Here is a 24,701-nt window from a genome sequence, read left to right as displayed (position 1 = left end):
ACGAGTGGCCTGCAGGATCTGAAGGTCCGAGCGTTCACATGGACGCCGTGGCTTCAGTTCCCGCACCCCATGCCGACAACGAGTGTGAGGACTGGCCGGGGCAGATCATGACCAATCGCGTGTGGATTCAGGAATTCGCGGAAGCGGCCACCGCCGTCTGGCAAGACCTGCGCGTGCTCTGGGTGAAGGACGTGTGGCCGGTCCTGATGACGGTGTGGATCTTCTTCGTGCTCGCCGCGCCCATCATCGCGGTGATCCTGGTGCTGTGGTACCTCGATTCGATTGGATGGCAGGCCGGTCCCGGCTTCTTCACCATCGGCGCTGCGGGATGGCTTCAGGGTCCGCACCACGTGGGGTGACCGGGCGGGATCAGGGCGCCGGGGGCCCGGCACCTGGGGCCGCTGCCGTCACTTCTTCATGCCCACCAGCCACGGCCGCACCTGCACCCGCAGCAGGCCGCTCGCCACCGCCGGGTCGGCCTCGGCGAAGGCAGTGAGTTCCTCCTTCGTCAGGCCGGCTTCCGGGATCATCATGCCGCCGCCCTGGTCGTCGAGGTGCGGGCCGCCCAGCGCGAGCTTGCCGTCGGCGTGCAGCTTGCGGTAGTGGTCGAGGTGGCCCTGCAGGCCCTCCTGATCGAACATGCCCTTGCCAGCTTGCCACCGCGGGCCCGGCGCATGGAAGATGACGAAGCGGATGTCTTTCATGGGTCTGGCCTCCGTGGTGCCCGTGGCGGCCGCCGCCGCCGGGGCTGCGAACGCGGGACCGGTCAGCGCGGCAAGCAGCGTGGCGGCCATTGCGACAGTGGCTTGGCGGGATGCGAGGTGCATGGGCGAACTCGGTGGTGAAGTGTCGACGATACGGCATCGCCGAGCTGCCGCCGGTCGCGTGCGCCGGACTCGGGCCAGACGTGGCAGGCGGGGATGCGGTCTGTGCCGCACCCACCGCAGGCGGCACACTCGGTCTTGAGGCCGCAGCCGGGCCCGGTGATCGCGGCGCTGCGGCGACACCGGACAGCGTCCGTGTGGCGGCGTGTCACCCCTCGGGAATCGCGAAGGTGGCCTGCGTCTCGATCCGCCACACGCCCTGGTCGCGCCTGAGCGTGATGACGAAGAACGCAGGCCAGGGCGTGTCGTCCGGGCGGTCGGTGCGGCCGAAGCTGTAGCGGCCGGTGACGACGGCGGCGTCTGCCGACAGCAGGCGCACCTGTTGCGCCTCGACCCGCATGACCGGGCGAAACCGGCCCTGGCAGGCGCCCGAGAAATAGCGCCGGATCGCCGTGTGGCCGACCAACGGCTGCGGCGTGCTCGGCGAGATGAACTCGATGGCCGGCGAGTAGTGTCCGACGAGTGTGTCCAGGTCGCAGGCGCTGAACTGTCGAGCGATCTCCGGCACGACGGCCTCGGGTGCCGGCATTCCCGGCGGGTGCGTCGACATGCCGGCGCAGCCTGCCAGTGAGGCGGCAAGAACGAACAGGCCCAGGCGCTTGTGCACGATGGATCCTCCGCAGGCACGACCTGAGGGGTGGGACAGCGGCACCAGTGTGGCCGAGTTCGCCCTGCCGCGAAAGCCCCGGCCCTTCGCGTGCTCGCCGACGGCCTGCGCGACAGGGCGGCGCCCGCGCCCGCTCAGGCCGCCCGCGCGAGCGTCGCCGGCCGCCCACCGCGGTGCGCGTCGACCCCGGTGAAAGCGAAGTCCACCTCCGGCGCCAGGCCGCTCACGATGCGCGCAATGCTCTTGCCCGAGCCGCACGAATGCGTCCATCCCAGCGTGCCGTGGCCGGTGTTCAGGAACAGGTTGGGCAACTTCGAGCGGCCGATGATCGGCACGTTGCTGGGCGTGGCCGGGCGCAGGCCGGTCCAGAACTGGGCCTGGCTGGCATCGCCGGCGCCCGGGAACAACTGCTCCACTCGGCGCACGATGGCTTCGCAGCGCACACGGTTGAGGTCGCGGTCGTAGCCGTTCAGCTCGGCCGTGCCGGCGATGCGCAGGCGGTCGCCCAGGCGGGAGAAGACCAGCTTGTACTCGTCGTCGGTCAGCGACACCTGGTGCGCCATCGACGCGTCCTTCACCGGCATGGTCACCGAGTAGCCCTTGGCCGGGTAGATCGGCAGCTCGATGCCCAGCGGCCGGGTGTACAGCGGGCTCAGGCTGCCCATCGCCAGCACGAAGGCGTCGGCGCGCAGGCGCTGGAAGCGGCCTTCCTCGTCGGTGGCCTCGACGTGGTCGATGCGCCCACCGGCCTCGCGCAGCGCGGTCACCGTGTGGCTCATGCGGAACTGCACGCCGTCGGCCATGCAGCGCGCCACCAGCTCGCGGGCAAAGCGGTTGGCGTCGCCCGACTCGTCCTCGGCGGTGTAGGTGGCACCGGCCAGCTGCGGGCGGATGTGGCGCAGCGCGGGCTCCAGGCGCACCGCCTCGTCGGCCGAGATCACGCGGCGGTCGCAGCCCAGCGCGCGCATCTGCGCGGCCGGCGCCTCGGCACCGTCGAACTCTTCCTGGCTGGTGTAGAAGTGCAGGATGCCCTGCGTGCGCTCGTCGTAGGCGATGCCGATATCGCGCCGCAGCTGCTGCAGCGTGTCGCGGCTGTAGGTGCCCAGGCGCACAATCTGGCCGATGTTGTGGCGGGTGCGCGCCGGCGTGCATTCGCGCAGGAACTGCAGGCCCCACAGCCACTGGCGCATGTCGGCGCGCACGCGGAAGAGCAGCGGCGCATCTTCCTGGCCCAGCCACTTCAGAACCTTCAGCGGGGCGCTCGGGTTGGCCCAGGGTTCGGCGTGGCTGACCGAGATCTGCCCGCCGTTGGCGAAGCTGGTTTCGGCGGCCGGCGTGGCCTGGCGGTCGACGACGGTGACGTCGTGGCCCAGCTGGCGAAGGAAGTAGGCCGAGGTGACGCCGAGCAGGCCGGCGCCCAGAACAGTGACTTGCATGGAGAAGCTCCGAGAACGGGTGTCGCGCACGACCGGTGTCGTGTGCGTGCCGCTCCCCCTGTCCTCGGTACCTGAGAGATTCGGCGCGGGGCTGGCGGCCCCGGCCTTGCTCCTTCGGTGCTTCACGCGAGTGAAGACTCTCCAGACGGCGATGGTGTCGTGCAGTACGGGACCTGAGCGTTCATGGGAGTTTGCGCCTTCGGTGGCCGGGCTCGATCGGGCGACCCGGCACTCTCCTGCAGAAAACGGATTCTATCGGCCTGCCGCGGGCGCCCTGCCCGCGGTGGCCGCAATGGCCTCACTGTGCGTCGAGCTTGATCGCCTTGGCGATGGTGCGGAAGCGGGCCGTCTGGCCCTCGTACTCGCGCGAGGCCTCGGCCAGCGTCATCGTCGGCGGCACAGTGCCGCCCAGCTGCTCGAGCTGGCTGCGCACCGCGGCATCGGCCATGGTGGCGCCGAGCGCCTTGTGCAGCGCCTGCACCACCGGCTCGGGCGTGTCCTTGCGCACGAAGTAGCCGGTCCAGGTGTTGAAGGCGAAGTTCCTGACGCTCTTGCTGTCGTTGACGCTGGGGTACTGCTTCAGGAACGGCGCCTCCACCTTGCCGGCCGGCGCCAGCGTAGCCAGCACCTTCATGCGGCCTTGCTCGACCAGGCCGGTGATCTGCGTGCCGACGACGAAGATCGCGATGTCGACCAACTCGCCGCCCAGATCCTGGAACACCGGCGCGCCACCCTTGTAGGGCACATGGGTCATGCGCGCGCCGATGGTCTGCGCGAAGTGCTCGCCCAGCACGTGATAGAACGATCCGATGCCCACGCTGGCGTAAGTGAGCGGCCGGCCCTCGGCGTCGGCCTTGCGCGCCAGCGCCACCAGTTCGTCCACGTTGTTGGCCGGCAGGCCCTTGCGCGCCAGGATGGCGATCGGGAACGCACCGATCATCTGCACCAGCCGCCAGTCCTCGGACTTGTACTTCACGGCCGACAGCGCCAGCGGCGACAGGATCAGCTCGTTGGGCGAGCCCTGATACAGGTAATGGCCGTCGGCCGGCGCGCCCAGCACCTTCTGCGCGCCGATGGCGCCGCCCACGCCGCCGACGTTCTCGACGATCACCATCTGTCCCACGGCCTTGGACAACGGCTTCTCGACGACGCGGGCGATGGCGTCGGACAGGCCCCCGGCGGGGTACGGCACCATCAGGTTCACCGGCTTGGCCGACAGGGGCTGGGCGACGGCGGCACTGGCCGCCAGCAGCAGCCCGGACAGCCAGGCCACGGTGCGCACGAGGATCGGGGTCATGGGGTCTCCTGGGCCGTGCGCTGGGCGCCGCGGCGGTGGGTGGATGGCAGGGGGCGATGGACCGGGGCCGCGCCACGTCGGCGGTTCGGGTGGGTCTGGGGCGGATCGTAGGCAGCGCGCCATCGGCCGTCCAATGCATTATTTTCTGCATTAGCATGAGTTCATTGCATGGCAGACGACGGAGCCGCCGATGACGCTGGTGCAGCTGAAACACCTGATCGCCCTGGCCGAGAGCGGCTCGTTCAGCCGCTCGGCCCAGGCCATGTTCGTCACCCAGCCGGCGCTGAGCCGCAGCATCCGCGCGCTGGAGGACGAACTGGGCCAGCCGCTGTTCGACCGCGTGGGCCGCCGCAGCGAGCTCACCACCTTCGGCCGCGAGGCGCTGCACCGTGCCCGCCAGTTGGTGCTCGACGCCACCGAGCTGCGCGACATCGGCCGGCTGATGCGCGACGGCCAGGCCGGCAGCGTGCGCATCGGCATGGGCTCCGGGCCCGGCGCCATGCTGATGACGCCACTGTTGCGGCACATGGCCACGCAGCATCCGCAGGTGCGCGTCGAGATCCAGCGCGGCGGCACCGAGTTGCTGGTGCAGGCGCTGCGCGAGCGCTCGCTCGACGCGCTGGTGGTCGACGCGCGCTCCGTGTCACCCACCGCCGACCTGCGCGTGGAAACACTGGCCGAGATGCGCGGCGCATTCATGTGCCGACGCGGCCATCCGCTGTCGCGCCGCCGCAAGCCGCTGTCCTTCGACGACCTGCGCGGCCACCCGATCGCGTCGACCCCGCTCAGCGACGAGGTGGCGCGGGTGCTGGTGGAGCGCTACGGCCCGTCGGCCCACCCGGACGACTGCGTGACGCTGCGCTGCGAAGAGATCGCCAGCCTCGTCGACGTGGTGCGGCACAGCGACGCCGTGCTGCTGGCCATCCGCGCCGCGGCACCCGATCTGGTGGAACTGGCCCTGACGCCGGCGCTGGCCGCCACGGCGCGCTTCGGGCTGGTCACGCGCGCCGGCCGCTCCGAGGCACCGGCGCTGCCGATCGTGCGGCGGCTGATCGAAGCGCTGCTGCACGATTGACGTTCACGGCGCCGTCGCCCGACAGGGGCGAGCCCAGGCGCCGGGCGCATGCACCGACAGGCTGTCATCCAATGGACGCAGCCACGTCACACCACTCCCCTAGATTGCCCCTTCGATGGCGCGCCACCGCGGCGCGCCGCGACACCCGACCTCGAAGGGATCTCCATGAGCCAGACCGATCGCCGCCACTTCCTGCGCACCGTGGCCAGTGCCAGCGGCGCCGCCGCCGCGCTGACGACCTTTCCCCCGGCCATCCAGCGCGCGCTGGCAGTCGAGGCGAACCGCCGCACGCGCAGCATCGAAGATGTCGAGCACATCGTCATCCTGATGCAGGAGAACCGGTCGTTCGACCACTACTTCGGCACGCTGCAGGGCGTGCGCGGCTTCGGCGACCGCTTCCCGATCCCGGTGGCCAACACCACGGGCCTGTCGGGCAAGACGGTGTTCGTGCAGCCCAACCAGAGCCCGGGCGCGCTGCCGGCGGCCATCGCGCCGTTCCGCCTGGACACCACCAAGGACTTCGGTGTCATGCGCGTCGAAGGCACGCCGCACAACTGGCAGAACGGCCAGACGGCGTGGGACCACGGCCGCATGAACGCCTGGCCGCAGTCCAAGGGCAACCACTCGATGGCCTACTTCGGCCAGGCCGACATGCCCTTCCAGTGGTCGCTGGCCAATGCCTTCACGATCTGCGATGCCTACCACGCGTCGATGCCGGCCGGCACCAACTCGAACCGGCTGTTCCAGTGGACTGGCACCAACGACCCTCTGCGCAAGGGCAACGGCCCGGCCACCTACAACGACTACGACTGGTTCGATGCCGACTACGGCGATGGCGGCTACACCTGGACCACCTACCCCGAGCGCCTGCAGGCCGCCGGCATCAGCTGGCAGGTGTACGAGAACATGGCCGACAACTTCACCGACAACCCGCTGGCCGGCTTCAAGACCTTCCGCGATGCCTGGTTCCAGAAGCCGGGCTATTCGCAGGCGCTGCGCGACCGCGGCGTGAGCACGCGCGACCTCGACCTGCTGCGCGCCGACGTGCTGGCCGACAAGCTGCCGCAGGTGAGCTGGATCGTGGCCAGCGCCGAGGGCTCCGAGCACCCCGGCCCGTCCAGCCCGGCCCAGGGCGCCGACTACACCTCGCGCGTGCTGGATGCGCTGACGTCCAACCCGGCCGTCTGGTCGAAGACGGTGCTGTTCATCAACTTCGACGAGAACGACGGCTTCTTCGACCACCTGCCGCCGCCGGCTGCGCCGTCCTACACGCAGTGGAACGCGAACCCGGCACTGGCCAAGCGGGCGGGCGACTCCACCGTCGACACCACCGGCGAGTACCACGAACACCTGCTGCCCTTCCCGGGCTACTTCGACAACCCCGCCGAGCAGGCGCTGCTGCACCGCCCCTACGGCCTCGGCCCGCGGGTGCCGATGTACGTGGTGTCGCCCTGGAGCAAGGGTGGCTGGGTCGACTCGCAGGTGTTCGACCACACCTCGGTGCTGCGCTTCGTCGAGCGCCGCTTCGAGGTGAAGGAGCCCAACATCAGCGCCTGGCGCCGCGCCGTGTGCGGCGACCTGACCAGCGCCTTCAACTTCAAGGACCCGGACGAGCGCGCCTTCTTCGCCTCGCTGCCGGCCACGGTGGCACTGGCCGACAAGGCGCGCGCGCTGTCCGGCCGCAAGCTGCCCGCCACGCCGGCCACGCTGACGCTGCCGACGCAGGAGCGCGGCGTGCGCCCCTCGCGCGCCCTGCCCTACGACCTGCAGGTGCACAGCCGTGTGACGTTGGCCGCGCGGCGCGAAGGCCGCGACGACAAGGAACGTCGCACCACCGGCGTGTCGCTGAGCTTTGCCAACACCGGGCGCGCGGCCGCAGTCTTCCACGTCTACGACCGGCTGCACCTCGACCAGGTGCCGCGCCGCTACACGGTCGAGGCCCGCAAGCACCTCGACGGCCAGTGGCTGCCCGAGGCCAGCGGCGCCTACGACCTGTGGGTGCTGGGCCCGAACGGCTTCCATCGCCACTTCACCGGTGGGCCCGTGCTGGGCGATGCCGCGCTGCAGGCCAACCCCGACGTGCTGATCGACCACGACGGCGACGACCGCGAACTGCAGATCACGCTGGTCAACCGCGGCCCGCTGCCCTGCCAGTTCCGCCTTGTCGCCAACGCCTACTTCGGCAGCGGTGCTCATGCGGTGCAGCAGGTGGCCGCGCGCAGCGAGTTCAAGATCCGGCGCTCGCTCGAGGCCAGCGCGATGTGGTACGACTTCAGCGTGCAGGTCGTCGGCCTGGCGGGCTTCTCGCGCCGCTTCGCCGGGCGCGTCGAGACCGGCCGGCCGCTGCTCAGCGACCCGGCGATGGGCGGCGTGCCGGCCCTGGCCGACCAGTGGCAGGTGGGCAAGGCCTGACCACCCCTTCGGGCTGAGGTGAACCGGGGCCGCGCAAGCGGCCTCGGTGGCGTCGCGGCACGGGGCCGGCCGCTGCCGCGTGACTGTCGCGTCGCAGCCGCGCCGGAAGGTCCATCCCCACGCGAGCGGATGGCGCCGCACCACGTCTGCGCGCACACTGCCCGCACCCTCACCCGATCGAACGGAGGTGCTGCGATGACATGGAACCGCATCGTGTTGGGCACGCTGATCGTGCTACAGGCCGGCTGCGCCAGCGTGCAGGTGGAGCGCGGCAAGGACGTGTCGTCCGCCGGCATCGCCTACTCCCGCGCCACCGCGGCGGTGATCGACCTCGCGATGGACGCCTCGATCGACGCCAGCAGCGAGCGCCAGATCCGCCGCCGACTCGGCCCCGCGCCGACACCGGCCGACCAGGCCGCGCGCGAGAAGTCGCTGCGCGAGCTGGACGACGAACTGGTGCGCGGGGTGCAGCTCTACGTCCGCCTCAAGCGCTCGGTCTCGGCCGTCGAAGGCTATTTCGCCGGGCTGCAGGCGCTGTCGGGCGCCACGCCGGGCGCGGCCACCGAGGCCGCTGTGAAGACGCTGGTCGACCGCGTCAACGGCCTCAACGGCGCGCTCGAGAAGGGTTCGTCGATCAACGACGAGCGCAAGGGCGCCATCGCCGGGCTGTCCGGCCTGCTGGTCAAGCAGGCGCATGGCGCGGCGGTGGCGCGTGCGCTGGAGCGCGACGCCGAGGTCATCGGCCGCGCGCTGGTGCTGCAGGAGCTGACGCTGCAGGCCGCCAGCAGCGACATCGTGGCCAGCATGAACGACGCCAACGCCCGCTTCTACCGCGACCGCGTGCTCACCCCCTACCTGGCCGGCGGCGTCGGCGACCGCTGGGCCGACGACCGCCGCTCGGCCCTGAAGGTGCGCGCCATCGGCACCAGCCCCGAGGCGGTGGCCGCCGCGGCCGGCGCGGCGCGGCAGATGCAGGCAGTCTGGGGCCGCATCCTGGCCGGCGAAACGTCGGGCGAGGAATTCCTGGCGATGCTGCGCGACACGCAGGAACTGCTGGACGCCGCGATCGCGCTGAAGAAGGCCCAGAAGTCGGAGTGAGGCGCCAATCGCGCCCTCCGTTCCGGCACGGAACGACCCAGTCCACGCATTGAACCGGCGGCGCACCGAGGCGCACGCCCGAGGAGATCCACGATGGCCACCACACGCAAGTCCGCCGCCAAGACCCCGGCCGGAGCGTCCGCCAAGACCGGCCGGCGCGCGGCCGCCGAGGCCCCCGCCCGCGACACGACACCCCGCGGGGCTAAGCCCGCCACCGCGGCGCGCCCAAGTGCCGGCATCGCGCCCGAGACCCTGGACACGCTGGCGCAACTGCAACAGGTCAAGACCGACCTGGAGGCCGTCAGCGCCAAGCTCAACGGCTTCGACCCCGACGCGATGAGCGACGCCGAGCGCGAGGCCTGGTCGAACCAGATGGACCGCATCGACCTGGCCATCGCGCGGGCCCGCAATGCGCTGCTGTCGGGCCTGGTGCAGGCCTTCGACGCCGAGGTGGCGGGCCTGCAGGCCGCCACCGGCCAACTGGCCGCCGAGCTGCAACGCCTGAACAAGATCGCCCTGGTCATCGAGACCGTGGCCGCGGTGCTGGGCGTGGTCGAGCGGGTGATCACGCTGGGGCGCTGACGGCGCCCGGGCGGGAGCGCCCCTGCTAGCCCAGGCTTTGGACGAGGATGTCCAGCCCCAGCTCGGCCGGGTGGTTGGTGGTGCCCAACATGACGATCGTCAACGCGCCGAACTGGCCCGCCGGGCCGTCGGCGTCATAACTCAGCACCCCGGTGGCCTTGTCGTAGTCGAGGAACAGGTTCGTGTCGGGGTCGACGCGGGTGCCGGCCACACCGGCCAGCGCCGTCAGCACCTGCGCCGACAGCACGATCGTGTCGGTGCCGGGCTGGAAGTCGGCCACGGTGTCGGAGATGAAGCCCCAGTCGACGTCGGCCACCTCGAAACGGTCGCGACCCGCCCCGCCGGTCAGCAGGTCGTCACCTTGGCCACCGGCCAGCAGATCGTCGCCGTCGTCGCCCCACAGGCGGTCGTTGCCGCCCTCGCCGAACAGCGAGTCGTTGCCGCGGGCGCCGCGCAATTCGTCCTGCCCCTCGCCGCCGTGCAGCGCGTCGGCGGACCGCCCGCCGAGCATCGTGTCGTCGAAACCCGTGGCATGGATGATCTCGACGTTCTGCACAGCGACGGTGCTGCCGCCACCGAAGATGAGCCCGCGCTCGAGATCGATCACCTTGGCCGCGTCGGGGTACACCCACACGGTGTCCAGGCCCGCTCCGCCGTCGATGACATCGTCGCCGCCATTGGGCGCGAAGAAGTTGTCGGCGCGGTCGCCGGTGAGCCGATCGCTGAACGCGGTGGCGATCACGTTGTCGATGCCCGACACCTGATCGGTGCCTTCCGCACCCGTGACCGTGCCCTTCTTCAGGTCCACGACCACGCCGCTGGGCAGCGCGGCATAGGACAGCCAGTCTTCGTCCGTGCCACCGCGCACGGTGTCGTTGCCGGGGCCAGGGTCGATCCAGCTGCCACCCGCGCCGACATCGATCAGGTCGGCGCCTGCGCCGCCGTAGACGATGTTGTAGAGCCCATCGCCCACCAGCGTGTCGTTGAACCCCGAGCCTTGCATCGCTTCGATGCCCACCAATCGGTCGGCACCGTAGGCACCGCCCGCGGTGGACGTGGCCAGGTTGACGGACACGCCGCCGGGCGCAGCGCCATAGTCGGCGGTGTCGAAGCCTTGGCCACCCACCAGCACATCGTCGCCCAGCCCGCCGTCCAGAACGTCGCTGCCCTTGCCGCCGGTGAGCGCGTTGGGACCGGCGCCACCGATGAGGGTGAGGCTGGAAAAGCCGCCGACCACGTCGATCGCCAGCGCACCGAGCGCCGTGACTTCGACGCGCTCGATGCCCTGGGGCACGATGTACACGCCAGCGGCGCTGAAGTCGAGCTGCACGACGTCCACCTCGCCGTCGACACCCCCGAACTCGAGCACCTGGTCCTCGGGCGCATCGAGCACGTAGGTGTCCGAGCCGAAGTCGCCAGACAGCAGGTCGGCACCCTGGCCGCCGTCGAGCAGGTCGTCGCCGAGGCCGCCGCGCAGGTCGTCGTTGCCACCGAGGCCGGTGATCGTGTCGTTGCCGCCGAGGCCGTCGATGAGGTTGTCGTTGTCGTCCCCGGTCAGCCGGTCGTCGCCCTCCGTGCCACCGCCCGTCGGCTCTTCGATGGGAAACACGCCGTCGGCGAACTGCACGAACTCCACCTCGAGCACGTCGGCCACCGTGGCGCCGGACAGGTCGGTGATCTGATGCTGCAGGCCCGGGACGACCGTGCGCACGGTGTACTGGCTTCTGACGCCCGTGAGCACCAGCGTGTCGATGTCCTGCCCGCCGAACACCACGTCGGTGCCACCGTCGGACCACAGCAAATCCGCTCCGGCGCCACCAAAGAGGATGTCGTCGCCCTTGCCGCCGAGCAGGATGTCGTTGCCCGCGCCGCCGTCGATCTGGTCATTGCCTGCGCCACCGCTCAGCAGGTTGTCGCCGGCGTGGCCGGTCAACAGATCGGGGCCCTGGCTGCCGACGGCGCCGTCGATGCCGGCCAGTGTGTCCACGTCGAATCCGGCGAAGGCCACGCCGATGACGAGGTCCACCTGCACGCTGTCGGCCGAACTGCCGAAGTCGACCAGGTCGACCCCGAAGCCACCGTCGATGAAGTCGGAGCCTGCCCCGCCGATGAGGGTGTCGTTGCCCTTGCCGCCCGACAGGCTGTCCTGCCCCGCGGCGCCGTCGAGCAGGTCGTCGCCGCCCAGGCCGACGATCGTGTCGTTGCCATCCGCGCCCACCAGCACGTTGGCGCCGTCGTCGCCGGTGATGAACTGCCCCTCGCCCGGCAGGCCGAGCAGCTCGTTCATCGTGAACAGGCCGTCGTCGAACTGCACCAGCTCGACCTCGCTCACGATGACCATCTCTGCGCTGACCATGTGCAACAACTGCTGCGTGCCGGGCTCGACCTCGCCGACCCCGAAATCGGCCCGGCGGCCGCCCAGCACCAGCGTGTCGGTGTCGGCACCGCCGACCACCGTGTCGAAGCCGGTGTCGGGCTGGAGCCGGTCCCCGCCGGCACCGCCGGCCAGCAGGTCGTTGCCCTTGCCGCCGGCCAGCACGTCGGCACCCACGCCGCCATCGATCTGATCGTGTCCCGCCTCGCCCATCAGCGTGTCGCCGGCAGCACCGCCGGTGAGCACGTCGTCGAAGCCGCTGCCGACGACGACCTCGATGCTCGAGACGGCGTCGACGGCCCCGTCCGCGATCACCAGGTTGTTGCCGAGGTCGACGCGCACGGCCTGCAGTTCGGCACCGAAGACGAGCCAGTCGATGCCGAAGCCGCCATCGACGACGTCGGCGCCCGGCCCCCCGACCAAGGTGTCGTTGCCCTTGCCGCCCACCAGGGTGTCCTGGCCGTCACCGCCGTCGAGCCAGTCGTCGCCGCCGAGGCCGTCGAGCCGGTCGTCGCCGCCGAGGCCGGACACGACATCGCTGTCTTCCGTGCCGGACAACAGGTCGTTGCCGCTTGTTCCGATGATGTCTGCCATGTGTGTCTCCCCCTGATCGATGGTGTGGTCGGCCGGCCGCATCGCGTCGCCGCGAACCGCTTGTAGCCGAAGTCATGGTATCGCCATTGACCTGGATCATTGCATGTCATGCGAGCGTCCTGAGCAACGTGCCCGCAACGCACCGCCGAGCCGACGCCGCCCTCCACGCACCGGTTCATCCCGCAGCGCGATCGGTATCGACCCCGAGGCGACGCCGCCCGGCCGGGCGCCATACTCGGGTCACGAGAGGATCCGCACATGACCGATCGACTGCAGGGCAAGGTGGCCGTGATCACCGGGGCGGCTTCGGGCATCGGGCTGGCCACGCTCGAGCGCTTCGTTGCCGAAGGCGCCCGGGTGCTGGCGGCCGACATCCAGGACGAGGCCGGGCAGGCGCTGCAGGCGCGCTTTCCGCAGGCGGTGTGCTACCGGCACTGCGACGTGTCGCAGCCGCCGCAGATCCAGGCGGCCATCGACAGCGCGGTGGCGCAGTTCGGCGGGCTGGACATCCTGTTCTCCAACGCCGGTCGCGTCGGCACCACCCGCGGCGTGCACGATTGGGACGCCGACGCCTGGGACGCCACGCAGGCGGTCTTGCTGCGCTCGGTGGTGGCGGGCGCGTCGTATGCCACGCCGCACATGGTCCGCCGTGGCGGCGGCTCGATCATCAACACCTCGTCGATCTCGGCGCTGCAGGCGGGCTTTGCGCCGATCGCCTATTCGGTGGCCAAGGCCGGCGTGCTGCACTTCACCCGGCTGGCCGCGGCCGAGCTGTCGGCGCACCGCATCCGCATCAATGCGCTGGTGCCGGGCTTCATCGCCACGTCGATCTTCGGCCGCGCCTTCGGGCTGGACACCGAGCAGTCGGCCGCCATGGCCCAGGCGGTGGCCGAGCGCAGCGGCACGGCCAACCCGATCGGCCGCTCGGGCCTGCCCACCGACATCGCCGAGGCGGCGCTGTTCCTGGCGTCCGACGCGTCGGGCTTCGTCACCGGCACGCACCTCACGGTGGACGGCGGCCTGACCATCGGCCCGCGGCACAGCTGGGACACGCAGACCCCCGGCCCGATGGCCGCTGCCCTGGCGCTGAGCCCCGAGCAGATGGCGGCCCTGCGGGCCGGGGCGCCGCGATGAGCCCGGCGCCTGGGCCGGCGGCACGCGCCGGGGCCGATGACACGCTCGACGTGCTGATCGTGGGCGCCGGCCTGTCCGGCATCGGCGCGGCCTGCCACCTGCAGCAGCAGTGCCCGACCAAGCGCATCGCCCTGGTCGAGGCGCGGCAGTCGCTGGGCGGCACCTGGGACCTGTTCCGCTACCCGGGCATCCGGTCGGATTCCGACATGTACACGCTGGGCTACGCGTTCAAGCCCTGGATGGGCGAAAAGTCCATCGCCGACGGCCCGTCGATCCTGGCCTACCTGCACGAGACTGCGCAGCAGCACGGCATCGACCGGCTCATCCGCTACGGCCACCACGTGCGCCACGCGGCCTGGTCGTCGGCCGACGCGCTGTGGACGGTGGACATCGACCGCGACGGCACCGAGCCCGTGCGGCTGCGCTGCCGCTTCCTGCTGATGTGCAGCGGCTACTACGACTACCAGCAGCCCTACACGCCCGATTTTCCGGGCCGCCAGCGCTTCGCCGGCCGGGTGGTGCACCCGCAGCACTGGACCGACGACATCGACGTCACCGGGCAGCGCGTGGTGGTGATCGGTAGCGGCGCCACGGCGGTGACGCTGGTGCCCGAACTGGCCCGGCAGGCCGCCAAGGTGACGATGCTGCAGCGCTCGCCCACCTACATGGTGTCGCGCCCCGCGGTGGACACGGTGGCGCGCTGGCTGCACGCCCGCGTGGGCCCGAAGCGGGCGCATGCCCTCACGCGCTGGAAGAACCTGCTGCTGGGCATGTACATCTTCCGCGTCTGCCGCCGCCAACCGCAGAAGGCCAAGGCCGCCTTCCTGAAGCTCGTGCGCCAACAGCTGCCCGCCGGCTACGACGTCGACCGGCACTTCACGCCGCGCTACGGCCCCTGGGAGCAGCGCCTGTGCCTGGTGCCCGACGGCGACCTGTTCAAGGCCATCCGGGCCGGGCGGGTCGAGGTGGTCACCGACCAGATCGACACCTTCACCGAGACCGGCATTCGGCTGGCCAGCGGCACCGAGCTGCCGGCCGACCTGATCGTCACCGCCACCGGTCTGCGACTGAAGATGATGGCCGGCATGACACTCGAAGTGGACGGCCAGCCGATCGACGGCGCCCAGCTCGTCAACTACAAGGGGCTGATGTTCTGCGGCGTGCCCAACCTGGCGTCGGTGTTCGGCTACACCAATGCGTCGTGGACGCTGAAGGCCGATCTGTCCAGCGCCTTCGTCTGCCGCCTGCTGCAGCACATGGACAAGATCGGCGCGCGCATCTGCACGCCCCGGCTGGACGATGCGGCCCTGCCGCTGGCGCCCTGGGTCGACTTCTCGTCGGGCTACTTCCAGCGCGCGCTCGAGCAGATGCCCAAGCAGGGCAGCGCGGCACCCTGGAAGCTGCCGCAGAACTACCTCACCGACCTGATGTCACTGCGCTACGGCGCGGTGGACGACGGGGTGATGCGCTTCTCGGGCTGACGCCGCCCGCCCGGCACCCACCGCCCCGATGGGGCCTGCGGGCGGGCAGGGTCGCGGCCCGGCCGTCCGCAGCGCGCTCTCAGGCGGCCAGCGACACGGTGTCGCGCCCGTCCGCCTTGGCCCGGTACAGGGCGGTGTCGACCCGGGCCAGCAGGTCGTCGATGCGTTCCGATCGGGCCAGCCACTGCGCCGCGCCGATGCTGACGGTGACCCTGAGCTTGCCCGCCGGCCGGGCCAGTGGTCTGGCGGCGATCGCCTCGCGGATGCGGTGGGCCACCGCGATCGCCCGCGCGGCATTGGCCTCGGGCAGGACCACCAGGAACTCCTCGCCGCCGATCCGGCCCAGTCGGTCGCGGGTCCTCAAGGCGCTGGGCAGCACCTGGCCGACGTGGTGCAGCACCTCGTCGCCGACCGCATGGCCATGGGCATCGTTGATGCGCTTGAAGTGATCGATGTCGATCATCAGCACGCTCAGGCTCTTGCCCGTGTCGCCCGCCAGCCGCATCTGCTGCTCGGCATAGGCGAGGATGGCCCGCCGGTTCGGCAGCCCCGTCAGCTCGTCGGTGGCCGCCAGCACCTTCAGGGCCTTCGCCTGCAGGAACTTCGCCGCGGCGAAGCCGACGGAGGCCAGCAGCAACAGCACGAACAGCCCGATCGCCACCCATTGCGTGCGGCGCAACGCGTCCCCCTGCTCGTTCAGGCTTCGCAGGGACCGAAGCTCGGCGAGGTCGCGCTCCCGGTTGAACTGCAGTCGCAAGCGCGTGGCCATCTCGGAAAGGCCCTGGTTCCGCAGGCGATCGTTCAAGCCTCGCCCCTCCATCATCGACTGATAGGCCTCGGACCAGCGCCCCAGGGCGGCGGCGGTCTCGGCCCTGGCCGCCATCCATTGCGCCAGCAGCCAGTCGTGCTTCATGGCGCGGACCCTGGGTTCCAACGGCCGCAGTTCCGCATCGGCCTCCTGGGCGCGTCCCAGCGCCATCAGCACCCTGGCGCGCAAGACCTTGCCGCGCAGCGCATGCCCGGGATCGGCGGTCTCGTCCAGCAGTTGCAGCGCCTTGTCGACGTGCGACAAGGCCTGCACGGGGTCGCCCATGCGCCGGAGCGACCCTGCGATGCCCATCTCGGCATAGGCCAGCCCCGCGTTGTTCCGGACGGCGCGCGCCAGGGCGGCCGCCTCGTTGAACGACGCCAGGGCCTGCACCCAGTCGTCGCGCAGGAAGTGCACCTCGGCCATGCCGTAGGCGTAGATCGACTCGTCGAAGCGTGCGGCCCGGGCGCGCGCCCGGGCCCGCAACTGGCCGAGCATCGCCATCGCCTCGTCGAGATCGCCGATGCGCTTGTGGTGATTGGCCAGTGACCCCAGGCAGAGCACGAGGTCGCGGTCCGAGCCTGCCGGTGCCTTCAGCAAGTCGCACGCGCGCAGCAGGTCCTTCTGCCCCTCGATCATCTCGCCCATCCTGGACCGATGGGTGCCACGCTCCATCAGCGCCAGGGCTCGCGCGGAAACGAACTCGTCGGCGGTCGACGAGGCCAGCACCTCGTCCAGTTCACGTTCGCCGGCCGCGACGTCGCCGCCATCCATCAGCACGGCGGCATGGCAGGCGCGCAGGCGCAGCCAGGCCAAGCTCGAGGGCGCATCGGTCACGCCACGGCCGACCGCGACGCCGGCCGCGGCGACGCGGATGGCTTGCGACAGGTCGAGGTCGGCGAACACCCGGCACTCGAGTTCATCCACCTCGAGCCGCAGGCCGAGCAGGCCCGCGCGCACCACGTCGTCTCGCAAGGCGGGCAACAGGGCCTGCACCTTATTCGGGTCGGCACCCGAGAGTTCACGCAGCGCGCCGAGCCGGCCCTCCAGGGCCACCGCCTCGTCGGCCTGCGCCGTGGCGGGTTGGGGCATCAGCGCGACCAGCCCGATGCAGGCGGCCCACCCTACCAGACCGAGCCAGTGCCACGCGCCGCGGACCAGGCGCGTTCCAAGGAAGCTCGTCCCTCGCGTCATCCCGACCCTTTTATGCCACCGGCGTCGTCGCGCGCTTGCATTGCGGCGCACGGGGACGTCGGACAGATCAGGACTTTCGAGGCCGCTTGCCCTGGATCAACGGCAGGACCCGGCCCGACGCCGGAACCTGCCTGCCCTGCGCTGCGTCGCCTTGGACGACGGGGGGGTGCGGAGCCCTGCCCCGACCCCTGCGCGCGCCGTCAGCGATGGCCCCAGGTGAAGTCGAACTTCCCCATCGGATGCCACTTCACGACCCTGCGCTCGGTGCAGATGAACTCGAGCATGCCGTTGGCGTCGACATGCACCGTGGCGGCGCTGCGGTGGTGGCAGCGCTCGTGGCGCTGGTCCTGCCGCGCGATGTCCACGTGCGTGAGCCGCGGGCCGTCGTCGATGCGCGACAGGCGCCACCAGCCGTCGCCGCCGAGCCCGTAATCCCCGGTGGTGTGGATGGTGTAGAGGCGCCCCGTCCCGCACTCGGTCACCAGCGACAGGTTCTCGGAATAGGCCATCGGCCGGTCCGGGCGCGATTCCACCGGATGCGACCATTCGCCGAAGGGCTTCAAGCCGTCGGGCAGGCGCGCGAAGGGATCGGCCAGCTGAAAGAAGCGCGTCTGCCTCGGTTCGAGGTTCTCGTCGCGCTGGCCCTTCGTCGTGCCCTTGCGAAAGCCGGCGCCCGCGCCCGACACGACCAGCAGCGTGGACCCGTCGTGCAGCCGGGCCAGGCCCAGTCCGCCGCCAGCGGAGCCCAGCTTCTCGAGCGGAGACGACAGCGTCTGCGGCTTGCCGGAGTCGCTGATGCGGATCACGCGCAGCCGGCCCTTTTCGGACACGAACAGACCGTCGCCGAGCACCGCCACCCCGCTGGGGTGGTCGATCGTCGACCGGTAGATCGAATGCAGTTCGAGCTGGCCGCCCCGGCTCTCGACCACGAAGATCGATCCCTGGTCGCGGTGGCTGTGGCTGCCCGCCAGCGGAAAGCGGGATGACCGGGTGCGCACCAGGCCCTGGATGTGGTTGGTCGGACCCGCATTGAACGAGACCTCGGGCCGGGCCCCATCGGGCGGGTGGCGGTCGTTGCCACGGAAGCCCCAGGCGGCGTGGTCCCAGCCGACCATCGGGCGGTGGCCGCCCTCGAAGGCCAGCCGGAACTGATCGGCGACGCCGTTGGCGCAGTGGTTGCAACGGTCGTCGCCGGGCGCGCAGGTGGTGTCGCCGCGCAGTGCGGTGATCGGGTTGACCACCGCCAGGCCGGTCAGCGTGGCCGTGTCGCGGCGGGCCGTCCACCGCCCGACGAGCTGAGCCGACGACAGCGGCCGGAACACATCGGGGCTGGCACTGGCGTCGACCGGGCCGGCGCGGCCGGCCACCGCGCGCCACACACCCAGGAACCGCCAGTCGCCTTCGTCCGACTGGAACATCTCGAAGTCGATCAGTTCCTGGGTCGCGTCGAGCTTCTTCTTCTGCGCGAGAAAGGCCGGCCAGTCGTGGTACACGAACAGGCCTCCGTGGCCGTCACCCACACGCCAGACGCCGGCATAGCGCCGCTTGCCGGCGATGACGAACGGCGCCACGCCCACCAGGTGCTGCGGCCCACCCAGCGAGCGGTGGCGCTCGACCAGCGTGTCCCAGTCCATGTCGAGGAAGAGCGCGCCCGCGGCGGCCGACGCGGCCGGCTTGCGTCGCCAGACGCCCAGGTACTTCGGCACGCCACCGTCGACGACCACCTCGAGGTCGATGAGTTCCTGCGTCTCTCGCAGGTCGCGCCAGGTCTCGAGGAACTTGTCCTGGGTCGCGAGCAGCAGCGCCCCATGGCCCGCGCCGACGCGCCACACCGCCGCGAACTTCCATTGCCCGCCGCGACGGTAGACGGCCACATCGGCCAGGTACTGGCCATCGGCGCCGCGGGATGTCCAGTTCGCAACCAGTGCGTCCCAGTCCATGTCGTGGAACAGCGCACCGGTGCCGCCGGAGTCCTTGGCGGACCAGGTGCCGGCGAACACCGGCTCGCCTTGAAGGGCGGCCCGGCACGGCGGTGCCACCAGCAGGGCCAGGCACAGGGCCGCCCCGGTGAGGATCGACGAGAGGATCGAGGTCATGGTGCGCCTCCCTTCTGGATCTGGGTCAGCGGAGTTCGAACGCCAGAGGCACGCTGACCTCGACGTCGATCAGGGTGTGTGTGGCGGTCAATTGCCGGCGCCGATCGATCAGCTCGTCGAGCGTCATCCCGCGGTGCAGCGGGCCCGTCGCGCCCGGCCCGCGCCACACGCCGGTGTAGTGGGGCTTGCCCTTGCTGTCCTGGTGGCGGTCGTAGTCGATCAGTTGCTGCTGGTCCTTCAGGCGCTCCACCTGTTCGGCGAACACGCTCCAGTCGTCGGCCTGGAACAGCGCGCTCGGGCCGCCGCCCGGTCGCCACACGCCGAGCCACCGGCGGCTCGACCCCTCGGCCCACGACTCCACGTCCACCAGGTGGGCATGGGCCGCCAGGGCCTTCCACTTGTCCACCAGATCCGACCACGACAGCCCGACCAGCAGGCCGCCCTGGCCCATGCGGTCGGGCGATGTGTCGCGCCACACCCCGAGGTACTGCCGGCCCTGCGGCGTGTCGAAGGTCTCGACATCGATCAGGTCCTGCCGGGGCGCCAGGTCCTCGAAGGTCTTGGAGAACGGCGCCCAGCCGGTGGACAGCAGCGCACCCTGGCCCGTCCCGATGCGCCACAGGCCGATGAACCGGCGCTGGCCGCCGACGACGTAGGTTTCCACGTCGGCCAGGTACTGCTGCCCTCGAAGCGCCTGCCATTGCCCGACCAGCCCGTCCCAGTCCATGCCGGCGAAGAAGGCGCCGGTGCCGCCGGCTTCCTTGGCGGTGAACAGTCCGGAGTAGGTCGGCGCGGCCAGGCCAGCCGCCCGGGCGAAGTAGGCGTAGTTGTCGTTGTTGCGCGCCGCCCACTCGGGCTTGTTGGAGGCCAGCTCGGTGGCCGCGTCGATGCCGTAGTACTTCCCGTCGGCCTGGCCGCCGACGCCGTCGGCATGCCGATCGACGATGTAGCGACCGTCGACCGAGAGCCAGTGGAACAGTTCGTGCACCAGCCGACGGGCACCGGCATCGAGGTGCTCGTCGTTGGTGGGGTCGTGGGCCTTCTCCCAGGACACCGGGCACATCACGATGGTGCCCACCGGCGCGTGATAGGCCGCGGGCGGGCCGTCGCTGCCGGGGTTCTTGTCCGGACAGACATCGGTGTGCTCGTCCTGCGCTGGCGCCAGCGGGCTGCCGCAGCGCAGCGTGCGAATGCCCTTGACCACGTCGCCACGCATCAGGAAGCGCTGGTTCGCCTTGTCCAGTGCCTTGCCGACGAAGGCGGCCCGCTGCGCGTCGTAGGGCCCGAACCAGCGGCTGACGGCGGGCGACCGTGAAGACTCGCCATGGTCGCGGTGCCACAGCGCCGCCCGCTCGGCAGCCGGCCGAGACCGGATGTGCGCAAGCACCGTGTGGGCCCGCCAGGTGAAGTAGTGCGCCCTGCGCCAGGCCGCGCGAAGGAACACCTCCTGCGCCTGGGAGCAGCCCTTGATGTCGGGCATCGGCGTGGCCGGCATGTGGGCGGGGATGCTCAGCGCGGCGCGCGCGGCACCCGGGGCGCACAGGCCGACCAACGCGGCCAGCACGATCCCTGCGCGGCCACACCGGGCCACCGTCGAGAAGTGGGAATGCATCTTGCGACCTCCTGGATCTGGGAGACACGGGGCCGAGTGCCAGCGCGGCGACGTCGAACGACGCCGCCGCGGCCAGCCTCGGGGCCGCCCCAGCCGCCAGGTCGTGTGAGCCCTTGTCCTGCGTCACCTGCAGGTAGGGGCCGACGCCACAGCATCGGGTGCGCCGCCATGGTCACTCTCGCGACGCCGGGGCGCATCCGTCGACGGATCGACGGCAGCCTCCCCTGATCAAGGGACGCGGGGTCGGTGTGCGCCGGGCTGAATCGAGGTCTGCGACACCGGTTCGCCCGGCGGGCGTGCGGCGTCGGGGGTGCGCCCGGCTTGCGGCCGCGCAGGGCTGGAGGGGATCAGGCCCGTGCCGCTGCGTTCAGGTGCAATTGCCGATCGTGGAAGGCATCGAGCGTGGTGCGGTGCGCCACGCTCACCACGGTGCAGCGCGGCAGGCGTTCGGCCACCAGGGCCATCAGGTGGGCTTCGGTGTCGTTGTCCAGCGCGCTCGTGGCCTCGTCCATGAACAGGATGTCGGGGGCGTACAGCAGGGCCTGGGCAAAGGCCAGGCGCTGCTGTTCGCCGGGCGAGAGCTGGTGGCTCCAGCGCGCGGTGTCGTCCAGTCGGTTCACCAGGTGCGGAAGGCGGCAGTCGGTGAGCGCCTGGACATAGGCCGACCTGTCCAGCGACGCCGGGGCGTTCGGGTAGGCCAGCACCTCGATCAGCCGCGCCTCCGGCAGGTAGCTCTTCTGCGGGATGAACATCATGCGCGCGTCGTCGGGCAGCGTGATGCTGCCCCTGCTGAAGGGCCACAGGCCGGCGATCGCGCGCAGCAGCGTGCTCTTGCCGCAGCCCGAGGGGCCCCGCACCAGCCAGCGCTCGCCGGCGGCGAAGGACAGTTCGTCCACCACCGTCAGCAGGCGCCCGTTGGGCACCCCGAGGTGCAGGCCGCTGGCGCGCAGCGTGGACCCCGCCGCGTGCTGCACCTCGATGCCCTGCGGGGGCGGCGCGTCGATGGCCTCGTTCATCTTCGACAGCCGCTGCACGCGGGCCGACAGCTGGAACAGGTCGCGGTAGGACAGCGCGAACCAGGCGATGGCCCCCGCGGTGGCCTGGAAGGCGGCCACGTCCTGCATCAGCACTCCCAGCGACATCTCACCAGCCAGCACATGCGGCGCCATCGCCATGATGGGCACGGCGATGGCGATGGCGCTGAACCCGCCGCTGGCCATGTTCAGGAAGATGTTGTGGCGCATCAGGTCGCCCCAGTTTCGGCGGATGGCCAGGAACAGCCCGTCCAGGCGCGCCTGCTCGTTCTCGTTGCCGCGGTACAGGGCGATCTGCTCCGACGAATCCCGCACCTTGGCCAGCGCGAAGCGGAAGTTGGCCTCCACCGACTGCTGCACCACCGTGGCCTGCGCCAGCGGATGCCCGGCCTTGTGGGTGACGAGGGTCTGCACCACGCCCCAGAAGATGGCCACCCAGAACAGGTAGCCGGGGATGGTGACGCTGGTGCCGGCCAGCGAGAAGGTGGCCGGGCCGGCGCTCTGCCACAGCAGGTAGCCCATCGAGCCGAGCGTGCCCAGGTTGGCCAGGAAGCCCAGCGTGAGCTTGATCATCAGGTGCGCGTACTGCGCAATGTCCTCCGACAGCCGCTGGTCGGGGTTGTCGCAGGTGCCGTCGCGTTCGATGCGGTAGAAGGTGGTGCCCGACAACCAGCGTCGCATCGTCAGCTGCGTCAGGCTGATGCGCCAGCGCATCTCCAGCCACTGCTCCAGCCAGGCCTTGCTCACCAGCGCGGCGAGCAGCACCGCGACGCCCACGAAGAACATCAGGATGGCCGAGCGGAACGCGCCGCCGTCACGCTGCTCCAGCGCGTCGAAGAAGGCACGCTGCAAGCCGGTCAGCCAGAAGTTCAGGCCGGTCACCGCGACCACCAGCAGCACGAGCACCAGCGCCAGGGCCCAGCCGGTGCCGCGCCGGGGTGAACGCAACCAGTACGGCGCGGCCAGTTGGAAGGTGCGGGCGGTGATGGACGACATGGCTGAGTGATCCCTGGCACGTGGTGACATCGACGCAGCGCAGCGTGTCGGTCAACCCCCGCCCGACGCCATGCGATGCGACACCCACCGCACCGACAGCGCGATGGCCGGTTCAGTATCACCGATAGACCTGCGGTGCCGCCGCGCCGAAAACGCGGCTGCCGCAGCGGCGCCTCAGGGGTACAGGCCGTGCACCCGGCCGAACAGCCGCGTCAGGCCCAGCAGCACATCGATGGCGGGCGTGGGCACGTCGACGCGGCGGGCGATCTCCACCACCGCGGCGACGATGGCGTCGAGCTCGATCGGCCGGCCAGCGGCCACGTCCTGCTCCATCGAGGTGCGGAAGGCGCCCAGCTTGCGCGTGATGGCGTGGCGGTCGTCGGGGCTCTGGTCGATGGCGCAGCCGATGCGCGCGCCGACGGCCGACATCTCGCGCATGGCCGCAGAGCAGAACCCGCGCACCAGCGGGTCGTCGAGCACGCGGTCGGCGGTGGCGCCGGTGATCGCGGTGATCGGGTTCATCGTCAGGTTGCCCCACAGCTTGTACCAGGCGTCCTTGCGGATGTCGGCCGACACGGTGGTGTCGAAGCCGGCGCGCCGCAGCCGCTCGCCCAGGGCCGTGGCGCGGGGCGACACGCCGCCGGCGGGTTCGCCGACGATCAGCCCCTGCCCCATCCGGTGGCCCACCAGCCCCGGCTCGGGCGTGAAGGTGCTGGCATGCACCACGCAGCCCAGCACCTGCGCCAGCGGGATGGCCGCGGCCACGCGGCCGCCGGGGTCGATGCTGTCGAGCGGCGCGCTGGCCAGCACCGGCACGCCGGCAGCGAACCACCAGGGCACGCCGTTCATCGCCGGCAGCACCAGGGTGTGCGGCGCCAGCAGCGGGGCGATGCCGGCCGCCACCGCCGGCAGCGCCGGGCCCTTGACGGCAATGACCACCAGGTCTTGTGCGCCCAGCTCGGCCGGGTCGTCGCTGGCGTGGCACGGCGCGGTAATGAGTTCGTCACCCTGCTGCAGCCGCCAGCCGTGCGCGCGCAAAGCCGCCAGCGTGGCGCCGCGGGCCACCGCCGACACCTCGCAGCCCGCGCGCGCGGCCAGCCGCGTGCCGATGAACCCGCCGATCGCGCCGGCGCCGTAGATGCAGACCTTCATGCCACCCTCCGATGAAGCCTGGAGTGTGGCTCAGCGCCGGTACCCAGGGTCGATGGCGTCGACCTGGCGCTGCATCGCATCGAACACGTCCTGCCCCGCGCCGAAGTTCGGGTTGAAGTTGAGCGAATCGCGCACGCAGCGCTCCATCACCGGCACCGGGATCGGCCGGCAGGCGCCCATCGACATCGACGCCAGCTGCACCTCGCAGGCGCGCTGCACCAGCCACATCAGGCCGAGGGCCTGGGGTAGGCTGTGGCCGATGACCACCGGGCCATGGTTGCGCAACAGCAGCACCGGGGCCACCCGCGCGGCCTGGCCCGGCGCGCCGGGCACGGTGGCGCTGGCCAGGATGCGCTGGCCTTCGTCGAGGTGCACAGTGATGCCCTCGAAGTCGTGGTACGCCACCTGGCCCCACAGCTGCGCGGCGTAGAAGTTGGAGAAGGACAGGCCCTCTTCGAGACAGCACACCGCCATCGTCGGCGTGGTGTGCACGTGCATCACGCAGTGCGCATCGGGCAGCGTGGCGTGGATGGCACCGTGGAAGGTGAAGCCGGCCGGGTTGATCGGCCAGTCGCTGTGGCCGACGACGCCGCCCCGCGCATCCACCTTGACCAGGTTGGACGCGGTGACCTCGCGGTAGTGCAGGCCGAAGGGGTTGATCAGGTAGTGCGCCTCCTGGCCGGGGACGCGCAGCGACAGGTGGTTGTAGATCATCTCCGTCCAGCCCAGCAGGTCGAAGATGCGATAGGCCGCGGCCAGCTGCACGCGGGCCTCCCATTCGGCAGGCTCGAAGCGGGCGGGTCGGGCGAACGGCGAACTCATGGCGTGCACTCCT

General features: G+C 71.0%; 18 protein-coding genes and 1 riboswitch. Of the genes, 7 read left to right on the top strand and 11 right to left on the bottom strand.

Annotation, left to right across the window (positions count from 1 at the left end; genetic code table 11):
• Nucleotides 1–38: 38 nt before the first annotated feature.
• Nucleotides 39–359, top strand: coding sequence for a hypothetical protein (locus tag EOINJALH_RS18195; RefSeq protein ID WP_144290080.1), 321 nt, complete (start codon nt 39–41; stop codon nt 357–359).
• 48 nt (nt 360–407) lie between these two features.
• On the opposite strand, the gene EOINJALH_RS18190 is transcribed toward EOINJALH_RS18195, so the two are convergent.
• From EOINJALH_RS18190 to EOINJALH_RS18175, 4 genes are all read right to left on the bottom strand, one after another.
• Complete coding sequence (locus EOINJALH_RS18190; protein ID WP_158219807.1) at nt 408–704, bottom strand: YciI family protein; 297 nt, start codon at nt 702–704, stop codon at nt 408–410.
• Nucleotides 705–1,032: 328 nt separating this feature from the next.
• Complete coding sequence (locus EOINJALH_RS31880) at nt 1,033–1,491, bottom strand: DUF4440 domain-containing protein (RefSeq protein ID WP_088282640.1); 459 nt, start codon at nt 1,489–1,491, stop codon at nt 1,033–1,035.
• A gap of 134 nt (nt 1,492–1,625) precedes the next feature.
• Nucleotides 1,626–2,927, bottom strand: coding sequence for a D-amino acid dehydrogenase (locus tag EOINJALH_RS18180; protein ID WP_088282638.1), 1,302 nt, complete (start codon nt 2,925–2,927; stop codon nt 1,626–1,628).
• Between the two features lie 48 nt (nt 2,928–2,975).
• Nucleotides 2,976–3,082, bottom strand: a riboswitch (glycine riboswitch).
• 143 nt (nt 3,083–3,225) lie between these two features.
• The gene (locus EOINJALH_RS18175) at nt 3,226–4,224 is read right to left on the bottom strand and encodes a tripartite tricarboxylate transporter substrate binding protein (RefSeq protein ID WP_088282636.1); all 999 of its coding nucleotides are present in this window, start codon (nt 4,222–4,224) and stop codon (nt 3,226–3,228) included.
• 190 nt (nt 4,225–4,414) lie between these two features.
• On the opposite strand from EOINJALH_RS18175, the gene EOINJALH_RS18170 reads away from it, so the two are divergent.
• The 4 genes from EOINJALH_RS18170 to EOINJALH_RS18155 all read left to right on the top strand — a co-directional run bounded on the left by EOINJALH_RS18170 (nt 4,415) and on the right by EOINJALH_RS18155 (nt 9,391).
• Complete coding sequence (locus EOINJALH_RS18170; protein WP_088282634.1) at nt 4,415–5,299, top strand: LysR substrate-binding domain-containing protein; 885 nt, start codon at nt 4,415–4,417, stop codon at nt 5,297–5,299.
• A 165-nt stretch (nt 5,300–5,464) separates the two neighbouring features.
• Entirely contained in the window at nt 5,465–7,711 is a 2,247-nt protein-coding gene (locus EOINJALH_RS18165; protein WP_088282632.1) for a phosphocholine-specific phospholipase C, read from the top strand.
• Nucleotides 7,712–7,906: 195 nt separating this feature from the next.
• Entirely contained in the window at nt 7,907–8,809 is a 903-nt protein-coding gene (locus EOINJALH_RS18160) for a hypothetical protein (RefSeq protein WP_088282630.1), read from the top strand.
• A 93-nt stretch (nt 8,810–8,902) separates the two neighbouring features.
• Entirely contained in the window at nt 8,903–9,391 is a 489-nt protein-coding gene (locus EOINJALH_RS18155; RefSeq protein WP_088282628.1) for a hypothetical protein, read from the top strand.
• Nucleotides 9,392–9,416: 25 nt separating this feature from the next.
• Here EOINJALH_RS18155 and EOINJALH_RS33335 read toward each other — a convergent pair whose 3' ends face one another.
• Nucleotides 9,417–12,359 carry a hypothetical protein gene (locus tag EOINJALH_RS33335; RefSeq protein WP_158219806.1) on the bottom strand — a complete coding sequence of 981 codons (2,943 nt, stop codon included), beginning with the start codon at nt 12,357–12,359 and terminating at the stop codon, nt 9,417–9,419.
• A gap of 258 nt (nt 12,360–12,617) precedes the next feature.
• Between EOINJALH_RS33335 and EOINJALH_RS18145 the strand changes: the two genes are divergently transcribed.
• Both EOINJALH_RS18145 and EOINJALH_RS18140 read left to right on the top strand, forming a co-directional pair.
• On the top strand, nt 12,618–13,493 hold the full coding sequence (locus tag EOINJALH_RS18145) for an SDR family NAD(P)-dependent oxidoreductase (RefSeq protein ID WP_088282624.1): 876 nt from the start codon (nt 12,618–12,620) through the stop codon (nt 13,491–13,493).
• Nucleotides 13,490–14,974, top strand: coding sequence for an NAD(P)/FAD-dependent oxidoreductase (locus EOINJALH_RS18140; protein WP_088282622.1), 1,485 nt, complete (start codon nt 13,490–13,492; stop codon nt 14,972–14,974). The genes EOINJALH_RS18145 and EOINJALH_RS18140 overlap by 4 nt, the downstream gene beginning before the upstream one ends.
• Before the next feature lie 79 nt (nt 14,975–15,053).
• On the opposite strand, the gene EOINJALH_RS18135 is transcribed toward EOINJALH_RS18140, so the two are convergent.
• The 6 genes from EOINJALH_RS18135 to EOINJALH_RS18110 form a co-directional block, all read right to left on the bottom strand.
• Entirely contained in the window at nt 15,054–17,027 is a 1,974-nt protein-coding gene (locus tag EOINJALH_RS18135) for a GGDEF domain-containing protein (protein WP_144290078.1), read from the bottom strand.
• Nucleotides 17,028–17,176: 149 nt separating this feature from the next.
• Nucleotides 17,177–19,072 (bottom strand): hypothetical protein, encoded by a 1,896-nt coding sequence (locus EOINJALH_RS18130; RefSeq protein ID WP_088282618.1) that lies wholly within the window; start codon nt 19,070–19,072, stop codon nt 17,177–17,179.
• 25 nt (nt 19,073–19,097) lie between these two features.
• Nucleotides 19,098–20,684 (bottom strand): M35 family metallo-endopeptidase, encoded by a 1,587-nt coding sequence (locus EOINJALH_RS18125; protein WP_088282616.1) that lies wholly within the window; start codon nt 20,682–20,684, stop codon nt 19,098–19,100.
• A gap of 347 nt (nt 20,685–21,031) precedes the next feature.
• Nucleotides 21,032–22,714, bottom strand: coding sequence for an ABC transporter ATP-binding protein/permease (locus EOINJALH_RS18120; RefSeq protein WP_088282614.1), 1,683 nt, complete (start codon nt 22,712–22,714; stop codon nt 21,032–21,034).
• Between the two features lie 174 nt (nt 22,715–22,888).
• Nucleotides 22,889–23,866, bottom strand: a complete 978-nt coding sequence (locus EOINJALH_RS18115; RefSeq protein ID WP_088282612.1) for a 2-dehydropantoate 2-reductase — start codon at nt 23,864–23,866, stop codon at nt 22,889–22,891.
• Between the two features lie 30 nt (nt 23,867–23,896).
• On the bottom strand, nt 23,897–24,688 hold the full coding sequence (locus EOINJALH_RS18110; RefSeq protein ID WP_088282610.1) for a class II aldolase/adducin family protein: 792 nt from the start codon (nt 24,686–24,688) through the stop codon (nt 23,897–23,899).
• Nucleotides 24,689–24,701: the final 13 nt, after the last annotated feature.

Source organism: Ideonella sp. A 288, assembly GCF_002198735.1.
In the GTDB taxonomy this organism is placed as follows: Bacteria; Pseudomonadota; Gammaproteobacteria; order Burkholderiales; family Burkholderiaceae_C; genus Pseudaquabacterium.
The sequence above is the reverse complement of the archived record's forward strand: the minus strand, read 5'-3'. Positions and strand labels throughout refer to the sequence as shown.